Annotated in this window: 15 protein-coding genes; 1 reads left to right on the forward strand and 14 read right to left on the reverse strand. The window is 60.0% G+C overall.

The annotated features are described in order from the left end of the window. Window positions 1-9 precede the first annotated feature (9 nt). The 9 genes from fdx to trmJ form a co-directional block, all read right to left on the reverse strand. Window positions 10-351 carry an ISC system 2Fe-2S type ferredoxin gene (fdx, locus tag VNV36_RS10145; protein ID WP_016773327.1) on the reverse strand — a complete coding sequence of 114 codons (342 nt, stop codon included), beginning with the start codon at window positions 349-351 and terminating at the stop codon, window positions 10-12. Further along, complete coding sequence (gene hscA, locus VNV36_RS10150) at window positions 351-2,216, reverse strand: Fe-S protein assembly chaperone HscA (RefSeq protein WP_325717647.1); 1,866 nt, start codon at window positions 2,214-2,216, stop codon at window positions 351-353. Before hscA ends, fdx begins: the two co-directional genes overlap by 1 nt. 50 nt (window positions 2,217-2,266) lie before the next feature. Beyond that, window positions 2,267-2,788, reverse strand: coding sequence for a co-chaperone HscB (hscB, locus tag VNV36_RS10155; RefSeq protein WP_016773325.1), 522 nt, complete (start codon window positions 2,786-2,788; stop codon window positions 2,267-2,269). 8 nt (window positions 2,789-2,796) lie between these two features. Next, on the reverse strand, window positions 2,797-3,120 hold the full coding sequence (gene iscA, locus VNV36_RS10160; RefSeq protein ID WP_003227904.1) for an iron-sulfur cluster assembly protein IscA: 324 nt from the start codon (window positions 3,118-3,120) through the stop codon (window positions 2,797-2,799). Between the two features lie 28 nt (window positions 3,121-3,148). Continuing rightward, entirely contained in the window at window positions 3,149-3,535 is a 387-nt protein-coding gene (iscU, locus tag VNV36_RS10165; RefSeq protein ID WP_003227907.1) for a Fe-S cluster assembly scaffold IscU, read from the reverse strand. 101 nt (window positions 3,536-3,636) lie between these two features. Next, entirely contained in the window at window positions 3,637-4,851 is a 1,215-nt protein-coding gene (locus tag VNV36_RS10170; protein WP_325717648.1) for an IscS subfamily cysteine desulfurase, read from the reverse strand. Between the two features lie 50 nt (window positions 4,852-4,901). Continuing rightward, window positions 4,902-5,393, reverse strand: coding sequence for a Fe-S cluster assembly transcriptional regulator IscR (gene iscR / locus VNV36_RS10175; protein ID WP_003227911.1), 492 nt, complete (start codon window positions 5,391-5,393; stop codon window positions 4,902-4,904). A 237-nt stretch (window positions 5,394-5,630) separates the two neighbouring features. Next, window positions 5,631-6,407, reverse strand: a complete 777-nt coding sequence (cysE, locus tag VNV36_RS10180; protein WP_325717649.1) for a serine O-acetyltransferase — start codon at window positions 6,405-6,407, stop codon at window positions 5,631-5,633. Window positions 6,408-6,410: 3 nt separating this feature from the next. Beyond that, a complete protein-coding gene (gene trmJ, locus VNV36_RS10185) occupies window positions 6,411-7,181 on the reverse strand; it encodes a tRNA (cytosine(32)/uridine(32)-2'-O)-methyltransferase TrmJ (protein WP_325717650.1) in 771 nt (256 codons plus the stop codon). Window positions 7,182-7,326: 145 nt separating this feature from the next. Between trmJ and suhB the strand changes: the two genes are divergently transcribed. Then, window positions 7,327-8,145 (forward strand): type III secretion system regulator SuhB, encoded by an 819-nt coding sequence (gene suhB / locus VNV36_RS10190; protein ID WP_016773320.1) that lies wholly within the window; start codon window positions 7,327-7,329, stop codon window positions 8,143-8,145. Window positions 8,146-8,387: 242 nt separating this feature from the next. Here suhB and VNV36_RS10195 read toward each other — a convergent pair whose 3' ends face one another. The 5 genes from VNV36_RS10195 to tgt all read right to left on the reverse strand — a co-directional run bounded on the left by VNV36_RS10195 (window position 8,388) and on the right by tgt (window position 13,413). Then, on the reverse strand, window positions 8,388-8,936 hold the full coding sequence (locus tag VNV36_RS10195; RefSeq protein ID WP_325717651.1) for a glycine zipper 2TM domain-containing protein: 549 nt from the start codon (window positions 8,934-8,936) through the stop codon (window positions 8,388-8,390). Between the two features lie 121 nt (window positions 8,937-9,057). Continuing rightward, on the reverse strand, window positions 9,058-9,972 hold the full coding sequence (secF, locus tag VNV36_RS10200; protein WP_325717652.1) for a protein translocase subunit SecF: 915 nt from the start codon (window positions 9,970-9,972) through the stop codon (window positions 9,058-9,060). Window positions 9,973-9,981: 9 nt separating this feature from the next. Then, entirely contained in the window at window positions 9,982-11,850 is a 1,869-nt protein-coding gene (secD, locus tag VNV36_RS10205; RefSeq protein WP_325717653.1) for a protein translocase subunit SecD, read from the reverse strand. A gap of 65 nt (window positions 11,851-11,915) precedes the next feature. Beyond that, entirely contained in the window at window positions 11,916-12,254 is a 339-nt protein-coding gene (gene yajC, locus VNV36_RS10210; RefSeq protein ID WP_016773317.1) for a preprotein translocase subunit YajC, read from the reverse strand. A gap of 43 nt (window positions 12,255-12,297) precedes the next feature. Then, a complete protein-coding gene (gene tgt, locus VNV36_RS10215; protein WP_160768392.1) occupies window positions 12,298-13,413 on the reverse strand; it encodes a tRNA guanosine(34) transglycosylase Tgt in 1,116 nt (371 codons plus the stop codon). Between the last annotated feature and the right edge of the window lie 11 nt (window positions 13,414-13,424).

Below are 13,424 nucleotides of genomic sequence, written 5' to 3' on the forward strand. Positions count from 1 at the left end.
TCTTACCAGTCAGTGCGGCGCTTCGGCCGCATGGTTAAGCGAATATTTCGGAATTTCAACGGTGAGGTCTTCTTCACCGACGATGGCCTGGCAGGCCAGGCGCGATTGTGCTTCCAGGCCCCAGGCCCGATCGAGGAAGTCTTCTTCCAGCTCGTCGGCCTCTTCCAGCGAGTCGAAACCCTCGCGGATGATGCAGTGACAAGTGGTGCACGCGCAGACGCCGCCGCAAGCGCTTTCCATCTCGATATGGTGTTCGTGGGCCAGTTCGAGAATCGATGTGCCGGGCGCAGCCTCGACCACCATGCCTTCAGGACAGAACTTCTCGTGGGGCAGAAAAATGACCTGCGGCATCAGATATCCTCAATTTCATTCAGATTGCGCCCCGACAGAGCGGCTTTCACCGTCAGATCCATGCGGCGGGCAGCAAAGGCATCGGTCACTTGCGACAGACGCTTGGTCTGCTGCTCGATGGCGTAGCCATCGGTACCTTTCATCAGTTCGGCCAGTTCCTGCATTTGCAGTTCGATGACCATGCGCTCTTCGGCGTCCAGCAATCGCTCGCCATCGGCCTCCAGCGCGCCCTGCACCGCTTCGAGCAGGCGCTGGGCATCGACTTGCTGCTCACGCAGAACGCGGGCGACCTTGTCGTCATTGGCATGCTGGAAGGAGTCTTTGAGCATCTTGGCGATTTCGCCATCGGTCAGGCCGTAGGACGGCTTGACCTGAATGCTCGCTTCAACGCCCGAACCCAGCTCACGGGCAGAGACGCTGAGCAGACCGTCGGCGTCGACCTGGAAGGTCACACGAATCTTCGCTGCACCGGCGACCATCGCCGGGATGCCGCGCAATTCGAAGCGGGCCAGAGAGCGGCAATCGCTGATCAGCTCGCGCTCGCCCTGCAACACATGGATGGCCATGGCCGACTGGCCGTCTTTATAAGTAGTGAAATCCTGAGCGCGAGCGACGGGAATGGTGGTGTTGCGCGCAATCACCTTCTCCATCAGGCCGCCCATGGTTTCCAGCCCCAGGGACAGCGGAATCACGTCAAGCAGCAGCAGTTCGCCGCCATCGCGCTTGTTGCCCGCCAGGGTATCGGCCTGGATCGCGGCCCCGATGGCCACCACTTGATCCGGGTCGATTTCCGTCAATGGCTGACGACCGAAGGCTTCGGCAACGGCTTCGCGTACACGTGGGACGCGGGTCGAACCGCCGACCATGACTACTGCGTGGACGTCTTCCAGCTCGATACCGGAATCGCGAACAGCACGGCGGCAGGCTTTCAGGCTGCGCGCGACCATCGGCTCGATCAGCGCATCGAAGGCTTCACGGGTCAGTTGTGCTTTCCAGTCGCCGTAAGCCACTTCCACACTGGCCGCGTCGGTCAGGGCTTCTTTGGCCGCACAGGCGGTCTGCAGCAGATTGCGTTGCGCGCCCGGATCGAGATCGGCGGACAGACCCGCGCTCTCGATGATCCAGCCGGCAATCGCGTGATCGAAGTCATCGCCGCCCAACGCGCTGTCGCCGCCAGTGGCCAACACTTCAAACACGCCGCCAGTCAGACGCAGAATGGAAATATCGAAAGTGCCGCCGCCCAGGTCATAAATCGCAACCAGGCCTTCAGCGTGCTGATCCAGACCGTAAGCCACGGCAGCAGCAGTCGGCTCGTTGAGCAGACGCAATACGTTCAGCCCGGCGAGCTTGGCCGCGTCTTTAGTGGCCTGACGCTGAGCATCGTCGAAATAGGCAGGAACGGTGATCACCGCGCCAACCAGTTCGCCCCCCAAGGTCGCTTCAGCCCGCTGACGCAGGACCCTGAGGATATCGGCGGAGACTTCTACCGGGCTTTTCGGACCTTGCACGGTGTCGATGAACGGCATGTGCGATTCGCCACCGACAAAGCGGTACGGCAGTTGTTCGCCCAATTGCTTGACGTCGGACAGACCGCGACCCATCAAGCGCTTGACCGACAGCACAGTATTCAAAGGATCGGAGGATGCGGCGAGCTTGGCCGACTCACCGACTTCGACGCGGTCGGCGTGATAACGCACGGCGGACGGCAGGATGACCTGCCCGTTGGCGTCGGCCAGCGGCTCGGAAAGACCACTGCGCAGCGCAGCGACCAGCGAATTGGTAGTACCCAAGTCGATCCCCACAGCCAGACGGCGCTGGTGCGGTTGAGGACTTTGGCCGGGTTCGGCGATCTGCAGTAGAGCCATGGTGATCAGGTCTTGTCTGTCTGTCAGCGTGCAATCAGGGCAGCGCTGGGTTAATCGTCGAGGCGCTCTTCCAGCTGGCGCACTTCGTAGGTGAGCTTGTCGAGGAACTGCATGCGCCGCATCAGGCGTTCGGCCTGCTCGCGTTGCGCCGCGTCATCCCAACAGGCTGCGAAGCTTTCGTTGAGTTGTTCCTGAGCAGCCTTGAGGCGACGCTTGAACACCGCGACACCGTCGAGATCGGCACTGTCCTGCAGGTCTTCAAGCTCTTCGCGCCATTGCATCTGCTGCAGAAGAAACTCGGGATCATGAACCGTGACTTCCATCGGCACTTCATGCCCGCTGATTTTCAGTAGGTAGCGCGCACGCTGGGCCGGGCTCTTGAGCGTCTGGTAAGCGTCATTGAGCCGCGCCGATTGCTCGAGCGCCGAGCGCTGCTCGCGCTCGGAAGCGTCGGCAAAGCGGTCAGGATGAACGCCGCGCGCCAACTCACGATAGCGCGTGGCCAACTGCTCGAGATCCAGGCGGAAGCTCGGTTGCAGCTCGAATAAAGCGAAATGACAAGGAATACCCACGACGAGCCTCAGATGTTGAAGCTTTCGCCGCAGCCACATTCACCGCGCACGTTGGGGTTGTTGAACTTGAAGCCTTCGTTCAACCCTTCCTTGACGAAATCAAGCTCGGTGCCGTCCAGGTAGGCCAGGCTTTTCGGGTCGATGATCACTTTTTCGCCGTGACTCTCGAACACCTGATCCTCTGCCACTACCTCGTCGACAAACTCCAGCACGTAGGCAAGGCCGGAACAGCCTGTGGTGCGAACACCCAGACGAATCCCTTCACCTTTGCCGCGCCCGTCGAGGGAGCGCCGCACGTGTCGAGCAGCCGCTTCTGTCATGCTGATAGCCATCGTTGACTCCTTACTCGTCGCCCAATGCTTAGATCAAGCCTTTCTTCTGCTTGTAGTCGCGAACAGCCGCCTTGATAGCGTCTTCAGCGAGCACGGAGCAGTGAATTTTCACTGGCGGCAGGGCCAGTTCTTCGGCCAGCTGGGTGTTCTTGATGGTTTCGGCTTCGTCCAGGGTCTTGCCCTTCATCCACTCGGTAGCGAGGGAGCTGGAGGCGATCGCCGAACCGCAACCGTAGGTCTTGAACTTGGCGTCTTCGATAACGCCCTGATCGTTGACCTTGATCTGCAGACGCATCACGTCGCCGCACGCCGGAGCGCCGACCATGCCGGTGCCGACATCAGGATCTTCCGCGTTCATCTTGCCGACGTTGCGCGGGTTTTCGTAGTGGTCGATGACCTTTTCGCTGTAAGCCATGATTCTCAATCCTCACTCATCAGGGCCGCTCTTGAGACCCTGCAACTGCGCTGCGTAAACCGCCGCGTCGCTACAGGATCCATATCCGGCGGCTTCTATAGTTAGTGTGCCGCCCACTCGATTTTCGAGATATCGACGCCGTCTTTGTACATGTCCCACAGCGGCGACAGAGCGCGCAGCTTGGTAACGGCCTCGCAGACTTTCTGCGCGGCGTAGTCGATTTCTTCTTCGGTGGTGAAACGGCCGAAGGTAAAGCGGATCGAGCTGTGTGCCAGTTCGTCGTTGCGGCCCAGGGCGCGCAGTACGTACGAAGGCTCCAGCGACGCCGAGGTGCACGCCGAACCGGACGATACCGCCAGATCCTTGAGCGCCATGATCAGCGACTCGCCTTCAACGTAGTTGAAGCTCAGGTTCAGGTTGTGCGGAACGCGGGCGGACAGGCTGCCGTTGACGTACAGCTCTTCCAGATGTTCGACCTGCTTGTAGAAGCGATCGCTCAAGGCTTTGATGCGCACATTCTCGCCAGCCATGTCTTCCTTGGCCACGCGGAACGCTTCGCCCATGCCGACGATCTGGTGGGTCGCCAGGGTGCCGGAGCGCATGCCGCGCTCGTGACCGCCGCCGTGCATGGTCGCTTCGATGCGCACACGCGGCTTGCGGCTGACGTACAGCGCGCCGATGCCTTTAGGACCATAAGTCTTGTGGGCAGAGAACGACATCATGTCGACTTTCAGCTTCTGCAGATCGATCTCGACCTTGCCGGTAGACTGAGCAGCGTCGACGTGGAACAGCACGCCTTTGGCGCGCAGCATCTCGCCGATGGCGGCAATGTCGTTGATGGTGCCGATTTCGTTGTTGACGTGCATCACCGACACCAGAATGGTGTCTTCGCGCAGGGCTGCGTCGATCATTGCCGGGGTGATCAGACCATCTTCGGTAGGCTCGAGATAGGTCACTTCGAAACCTTCACGCTCCAGCTGGCGCATGGTATCGAGGACAGCCTTGTGCTCAATCTTGCTGGTGATCAGGTGTTTGCCCTTGGAGGCGTAGAAATGTGCCGCGCCCTTGATAGCCAGGTTGTCGGATTCGGTCGCACCGGAGGTCCAGACGATTTCGCGCGGGTCGGCATTGACCAGATCGGCCACCTGACGACGAGCGTTTTCGACGGACTCTTCAGCCTTCCAGCCGAACACGTGGGAGCGGGACGCCGGGTTACCGAAGTTTCCGTCGACCAGCAGGCATTCACTCATTTTTTGCGCAACACGCGGATCGACCGGGGTAGTTGCAGAGTAATCAAGGTAAATCGGCAATTTCATGGACTATCTCCTAAATCAGGGCTGGCGTGCCGCGGGTAGCTCTTCGGCTGTCATTCGACGGCGGACGCTTCAATCTTGTCCAGGCGTGGCGCCTTGCTGTTGCAACGGCGCTGGTCCTGACGCTGGGCCACTTCCTGTACCTCACGGCGAGTCACAAGGTCGGCCAAGCTGATACCGCTCAGAAATTCGTGAATCTGCAGGCTCAAGTCGCACCACAGGTGATGGGTCAGGCAGGTATCGCCGGAATGGCAATCGCCCTGGCCCTGGCACTTGGTGGCATCGACCGATTCGTTCACCGCATCGATCACCTGGGCGACCTGGATGCCCTGCATGTCGCGGGACAACTGGTAGCCACCGCCCGGACCGCGAACGCTGGAAACCAGGTTGCTGCGGCGCAGTTTGGCGAACAGCTGTTCGAGGTAGGACAGGGAGATGCCTTGGCGCTCGGAGATATCGGCCAGAGACACCGGCCCGTGCTGCGCGTGCAACGCCAGGTCAAGCATGGCGGTCACGGCGTATCGGCCTTTTGTAGTCAGTCGCATGGACAGTTACCACGGAGTTCGGAATGGGCGGGAGTATGCAATTCCCGAGCATTTAAGTCAACTATAAGACCTAGTGCTTTAGTCGGGTTTACCCGCAAAAGAGCGCGCGCACTATAGCAAAGACGGGTTGTGGACAGCCAGCGCAACCGCGTGATCGTTCTTCGCGAGCAGGCTCGCTCCCACAGGGAAGACTCATTTCAATGTGGGAGCGAGCCTGCTCGCGAAAAGCGCTGCGCTTCAGCCGGCTTTCGATTCATCTTTGCCTTTGACGCAGGCGAAGTCTTCTTCACGCAGCTCAGGCAGATCTTTCGCACAGTAATTGCTGCCCAGATCCTTCAGCGCGCCGCACATGCCTTCCAGACGTCCATCAACAGCCTGCAGATGATCGAGCAACTGGCCAATGGCGCGAGCCACCGGGTCAGGCATGTCTTCGCCGACGCCGTAGGCATCGAAACCGATCTTCTCTGCCATAGCCTTGCGCTTGGCATCCTGCTCTTCATCGGTCTTGATGATGATCCGCCCCGGAATCCCGACCACAGTGGCGCCCGGCGGCACTTCTTTGGTCACCACGGCATTGGAGCCAACCTTGGCGCCGGCGCCTACCATGAACGGACCAAGCACCTTGGCACCGGCACCGACCACCACGCCGTCACCCAGAGTCGGGTGGCGCTTGCCTTTGTTCCAGCTGGTGCCGCCGAGGGTCACACCTTGATAGATGGTCACATCGTCGCCGATCTCCGCGGTTTCACCAATGACAATGCCCATGCCGTGGTCGATGAAGAACCGGCGTCCAACCTTGGCGCCCGGGTGAATTTCGATTCCGGTCAGCCAGCGACCGAAGTTCGACACCAGTCGCGCCAGCCATTTCAGTTCGTTGCGCCAGAGCATGCCGGCCAGACGATGAATCCAGATGGCATGCATACCGGGATAGCAAGTCAGGACTTCAAAAGCGTTACGCGCCGCCGGGTCTCGATGGAATACGCTTTGGATATCTTCACGCAAACGCTCGAACATCATTCAATCCTTCCGCTTCAGAAGCTCGCCACGGGCCGCTTTTTGGGTTTCCGTGAGGATGCCACGCAATATATTCATTTCCGCCCGGCTGACCGAGCTGCGTCCGTACAACCGGCGCAAGCGTGCCATCAAGTGCCGTGGTTTTTCCGGGTCGAGGAATTCGATGGCGACCAGCGTCTGCTGCAGATGCTCATAGAACCGCTCCAGCTCATCCATGGTCGCGAGCTCAGCGCTTTTCACCGAGGCCACTTCCTCCTTCTCGACCTTGCTCGGCTGACCCTGTGCGGCCAGCCAGGCCATGCGCACTTCATAACTCAACACCTGCACCGCCGCGCCGAGGTTCAGCGAACTGAACGTCGGGTCGGAGGGGATATGCACGTGAAAGTGACATCGCTGCAGCTCATCATTGGTCAGGCCGGAGTCTTCACGACCGAACACCAAAGCGATCTGAGCGCCCTGCCCGGCTTCCTCTACCACTTTGCTGCCGCACTCGCGCGGATCCAGCAGCGGCCAAGGGATACGACGATCACGGGCGCTGGTGCCGAGCACCAGATTGCAGCCGACCAAGGCATCTTCCAAAGTGGCGACGACTTGCGCGCTTTCAAGGATGTCCCCGGCACCGGAGGCGCGGGCATCGGCCTCGTGGTGCGGAAAGACCCGCGGTTCGACCAGCACCAGCCGCGACAGACCCATGTTTTTCATGGCGCGCGCGGCCCCGCCGATGTTGCCGGGGTGGCTGGTATTGACCAGGACGACACGAATGTTCTGCAGCAAGGGAGGCGCTCTCGGACACAGGAAAGGGGGGCAAATCTTACAGAACAGCCTACCGTTAAGCTATGAAAGCGAACAGTGTCCTTCACCTGAAGAAAAGTTCTGATAGAATGCGCGGCTTTCTTTAACAACCTTAGGTGACACATCCATGCAGCCCATGCTGAATATCGCGCTGCGCGCCGCCCGCAGCGCCAGTGAACTGATCTTCCGCTCCATCGAGCGCCTGGATACCATCAAGGTCGACGAAAAAGACGCCAAGGATTATGTATCCGAGGTTGATCGCGCCGCTGAACAGAAAATCATCGATGCCCTGCGCAAGGCTTACCCGAATCACTCGATCCAGGGCGAAGAAACCGGCCTGCACGCCGGCACCGGCATCGAAGGCGAAGAGTACCTGTGGATCATCGATCCGCTCGATGGCACCACCAACTTCCTGCGTGGCATTCCTCATTTCGCAGTCAGCATCGCCTGCAAATACCGTGGCCGCCTGGAACACGCAGTGGTTCTGGACCCGGTTCGCCAGGAAGAATTCACCGCCAGCCGTGGTCGCGGCGCCCAACTGAACGGTCGTCGTCTGCGCGTCAGCGGTCGCACCAGTCTCGACGGCGCCCTGCTCGGCACCGGCTTCCCGTTCCGTGACGATCAGATGGACAATCTCGACAACTACCTGGGCATGTTCCGCGCCCTGGTTGGCCAGACTGCCGGCATCCGCCGCGCCGGTTCGGCGAGCCTGGATCTGGCCTACGTGGCCGCCGGTCGTTTCGATGCGTTCTGGGAGTCGGGCCTGTCCGAGTGGGATATGGCTGCAGGCGCCCTGCTGATCCAGGAGGCCGGCGGTCTGGTGAGTGACTTCACCGGCGGTCACGACTTCCTTGAGAAGGGCCACATCGTTGCCGGCAACACCAAATGCTTCAAGGCAGTGCTGACGGCGATCCAGCCGCACCTGCCGGCTTCGCTGAAGCGCTAAGCTCTCCGCGAAACCAAAAAAGCACCCTTCGGGGTGCTTTTTTTATGCCTGAAATTCGACATCGCCCCTGTAGGAGCTGCCGAAGGCTGCGATCTTTTGATCTTTTCAGCAAGATCTAAAGATCGCAGCCTTCGGCAGCTCCTACAGGGGTAATCGGCTGAATCAGCAGGAGACCGGGCGCCTGCAATATTACGGGCAAAAAAAAGCACCCCGCAGGGTGCTTCTTTTAAAACGTTCGAGCCTTACTGACCCGGCTCATTCTGCGAAAGGATCAGCTTGCCTTCCTTGTCGACCGGGATCTGGTTGCCCGGATCGCGATCCATCCGCACTTTGCCTTCCTTGCCATCGAGCGAGTAACGCACGTCGTAGCCAACGACCTTGTCGCTGATGTCATTGACCGTGTTGCAGCGTGTTTGCGTGGTGGTGTAGGTGTCACGCTGCTGCATGCCCTCCTGCACCTTGTTGCCGGCATAACCGCCACCGACCGCACCGGCGACCGTGGCAATCTTCTTGCCGGTGCCGCCACCAATCTGATTACCCAACAAGCCACCGGCCAGCGCCCCCACCACCGTACCGGCGATCTGGTGTTGATCCTTGACCGGCGCCTGACGGGTCACCGTTACATCCTTGCAAACTTCACGTGGAGTCTTGATCTGTGTCTTGACCGGCTCAACGGCTAATACTTGCGCATACTCAGGGCCGCTTTTAACCAGGCTGTAGGTGGCAACAGCACCCCCGGCTGTGACACCGACAGCACCCAATACCGCACCAACCAGCAACGACTTGTTCACATGAACCTCCTGACCATCACATGCGGGACGCGCCCGCGCTTCTCCCAGCCTTGGAGCACAAAAAAAGGCGCGAGTTCAACTCGCGCCTTTTGTAGCCTGACGGCCGGAAAATCGCTGGCCGTTATGGACGGTCGTCGACTTCCTTTTCGGTGTTGGCCGGAGGAATCAGATCCTCGGTGGTCAGGTTCAGCCAGATCAGTACCACGTTGGCGATGTAGATCGACGAGTAGGTACCCGCCAGTACACCGATGAACAGTGCGATGGAGAAGCCGAACAGGTTGTCGCCGCCGAAGAACAGCAGCGCCGCGATTGCCAGCAGAGTCGAGATCGACGTCGCCATGGTGCGCAGCAGGGTCTGGGTGGTCGAGATGTTGATGTTCTCGATCAGCGACGCCTTGCGCAGCACGCGGAAGTTCTCACGTACCCGGTCGAACACGACGATGGTGTCGTTCAACGAGTAACCGATGATCGCCAGCACCGCCGCCAATACGGTCAGATCGAAGGTGATCTGGAAGTACGAGAGGATACCTACGGTCACGATCACGTCGTGGATCAGCGACACAATCGCGCCGACCGCAAACTTCCACTGAAAGCGGAACGCCAGGTAGATCAGGATGCCGCCGAGCGCCAGCAGCATGCCGAGGCCGCCCTGGTCGCGCAGCTCTTCACCGACCTGCGGGCCGACGAACTCGACACGCTTGACCGTCGCCGGGTTGTCGCCGCCGATCTTCTGCAGCGCTTCGGCCACCTGATGGCCCAGCTGCGGGTCTTCACCCGGCATGCGCACCAACAGATCGGTGGTGGCGCCGAAATTCTGCACCACGGCTTCGTGATAACCGGAAGTCGCCAGCTGCTCGCGCACCTTGGTGACATCGGCCGGACGCTCGTAGGTCAGCTCGATGAGCGTACCGCCGGTGAAGTCCAGACCCCAGTTCATGCCCTTGGTGGCGACACTGAACAAGGCAATGACGGTAAGCAACACGGTGACGCCGAACGCGAAGTTGCGAACGCCCATGAAGTTGATTGTACGTAACATGGCAGCCCCTTAAATCCACAACTTCTTGAAGTCACGTCCGCCAAAGATCAGGTTGACCATTGCGCGGGTCACCATGATGGCCGTGAACATCGAGGTAAAGATCCCGAGGGACATGGTCACTGCGAAGCCCTTCACCGGGCCGGTGCCCATGGCGAAGAGAATGCCGCCGACCAGCAAGGTGGTCAGGTTGGCATCGAGAATCGCGGTGAATGCCCGGCCGAAGCCTTCGTTGATTGCCCGCTGCACAGTCATGCCAGCGGCGATCTCTTCACGAATCCGCGAGAAGATCAGTACGTTGGCGTCGACCGCCATACCCATGGTCAAGACGATACCGGCGATGCCCGGCAGGGTCAGCGTGGCGCCCAGTAGCGACATCAGGGCCAGCAGCAGCACCATGTTCACCGCCAGCGCGACGGTGGCAATGACGCCGAAGAAGCGGTAGATGGCGATGATGAACAGCGACACGAACAGCATGCCCCACAGCGACGCATCGATACCCTTGGTGATGTTGTCAGCACCCAGGCTCGGACCGATTGTGCGCTCTTCGGCGAAGTACATCGGCGCCGCCAGACCACCGGCACGCAGCAGCAGCGCCAGTTCGGACGACTCGCCCTGACCGTTCAGGCCAGTGATGCGGAACTGCGCACCCAGCGGCGACTGGATGGTCGCCAGACTGATGATCTTTTTCTCTTCCTTGAAGGTCTGCACTGCAACGTCTTTCTCGGCGCCATCAACCACTTGCTTGGTGTAAGTGGTGACCGGACGCTGTTCGATGAAGATCACCGCCATGCTGCGACCAACGTTGGAACGGGTCGCGCGGCTCATCAGCTCACCACCGTGGCCATCCAGGCGGATGTTCACTTCAGGCGTACCGTGTTCGCCGAAACCGGCCTTGGCGTCGGTGACCTGGTCACCGGTAATGATCAGACCACGCTCGATCTGCGCTGGAGGACGGTTGCCTTCACGGAATTCGAACGATTCGGAAGTGGCTTTCGAAGCGCCCGGCTCGGCGGCCAGGCGGAACTCAAGGTTGGCCGTCTTGCCGAGAATACGCTTGGCTTCGGCAGTGTCCTGCACGCCCGGCAGTTCAACCACGATGCGGTTGGCGCCCTGACGTTGAACGATCGGTTCGGCAACACCCAGCTCGTTGACGCGGTTACGCACCGTGGTCAGGTTCTGCTTGATGGAGTATTCACGGATTTCCGCCAGCTTGGCCGGGGTCATCGCCAGACGCAGCACCGGTTGACCGTTGAGGTCGGCCGGAACAATGTCGAAATCATTGAAGTTCTTGCGGATCAGCGCACGGGCCTGTTCGCGGGAGTCTTCATCACTGAAGCCCAACTGAATGGCACCGCCCAGTTGCGGCAGGCTGCGATAGCGCAGCTTCTCTTTGCGCAGCAGGCTCTTGACGTCGCCTTCGTAGACTTTCAGGCGCGCATCGAGGGCTTTGTCCATGTCCACTTCGAGCAGGAAGTGCACACCACCGGACAAGTCCAGACCCAGCTTCATCGGGTGCGCACCGAGGTTGCGCAGCCATTGCGGAGTGGTCTGTGCCAGGTTCAGCGCGACGACGTAGTCATCACCCAACGCCTTGCGCACAACGTCCTTGGCTGGCAGCTGATCTTCAGCCTTGCTCAGACGGATCAGACCGCCCTTGCCGCCCGCCGTCAGCGTGGCCGCCTTGACGTTGATGCCGGACTCTTTCAGCGCTGTGCTGACGCGAGCCAGATCGGCGTCATTGACCTGCAGAGCCGTGCTGGCGCCGCTGATCTGAATGGCCGGGTCATCGGGGTAAAGATTGGGAGCGGAATAAATCAGACCGATCGCCAGCACCGCCAGGATCAGAATGTATTTCCACAGAGGGTATTTGTTCAGCATCACGCCGCCCGTTATGAACGCGGGGCGCCTTGCGCGCCCCGTCGATTGAGTAGAAGTTGTTGCTCTTAGATCGCTTTCAGCGTGCCTTTTGGCAGCGTGGCGGCGATGGCGCCTTTCTGGAACTTCATTTCCACGGTGTCGGAGACTTCCAGAACCACGAAGTCATCGGCAACTTTGGTGATCTTGCCGGCGATGCCGCCAGTGGTCACGACTTCGTCGCCTTTCTGCAGGCTGCTCAGCAGGTTCTTCTGCTCTTTGGCGCGCTTGGCCTGTGGACGCCAGATCATCAGGTAGAAGATGACCAGGAAGCCGACCAGGAAAATCCACTCGAAGCCGCCGCCCATTGGGCTCGCAGCAGCCGGTGCAGCTGCGTCAGCCATGGCGTTAGAGATAAAAAAGCTCATTTAGCACTCCAGTTGCAAATGTTGAATCTTGGGGTCAGAAAACTCAGTCCAAAGGCGGGACGGGAAGTCCGCGTTTGGCGTAGAAGGCATCGACAAAGGCGGCCAATGTACCCTGTTGAATAGCCTCGCGCAAACCAGCCATCAGCACCTGATAATGGCGCAAGTTATGGATGGTATTGAGCATGCTGCCGAGCATTTCGCCGCACTTGTCCAGGTGATGCAGATAAGCGCGCGAGAAGTTCTGGCAGGTGTAGCAATCGCAGGTCGGATCCAGCGGCGATTCATCATGGCGATGGAACGCGTTACGGATCTTCAGCACACCGGTATCGATGAACAGATGCCCATTGCGGGCATTACGGGTTGGCATCACGCAATCGAACATGTCCACCCCGCGGCGCACACCCTCAACCAGATCTTCCGGTTTGCCAACGCCCATAAGGTAACGAGGTTTGTCAGCGGGCATCTGGCCCGGCAGATAATCCAGCACCTTGATCATTTCGTGCTTCGGTTCGCCCACCGACAGACCGCCGATGGCGAGGCCGTCGAAGCCGATCTTGTCGAGGCCTTCGAGCGAGCGCATGCGCAGGTTTTCATGCATGCCGCCCTGAACGATGCCGAACAGTGCTGCGGTGTTGTCGCCGTGGGCATTCTTCGAACGCTGCGCCCAACGCAACGACAGCTCCATCGATACCCGCGCGACGTCTTCGTCAGCCGGGTACGGCGTGCATTCGTCGAAGATCATCACGATGTCGGAACCGAGATCGCGCTGCACTTGCATCGATTCTTCCGGGCCCATGAACACTTTGGCGCCGTCGACCGGAGAAGCGAAGGTCACGCCCTCCTCCTTGATCTTGCGCATCGCGCCGAGGCTGAACACCTGGAAGCCACCGGAGTCGGTGAGGATCGGGCCTTTCCACTGCATGAAATCGTGCAGATCGCCGTGCTCCTTGATCACCTGAGTGCCGGGGCGCAGCCACAGGTGAAAGGTGTTGCCCAGAATGATCTCCGCACCCGTGGCGACGATGTCACGCGGCAACATGCCCTTGACCGTGCCGTAGGTGCCGACCGGCATGAACGCCGGGGTCTCGACGGTGCCACGGGGGAAGGTCAGGCGACCACGGCGAGCCTTGCCATCGGTGGCCAACAGCTCAAAGGACATTCGGCATTCGC

It is taken from the genome of Pseudomonas sp. (assembly GCF_035554175.1).
Classification (GTDB): Bacteria; Pseudomonadota; Gammaproteobacteria; order Pseudomonadales; family Pseudomonadaceae; genus Aquipseudomonas.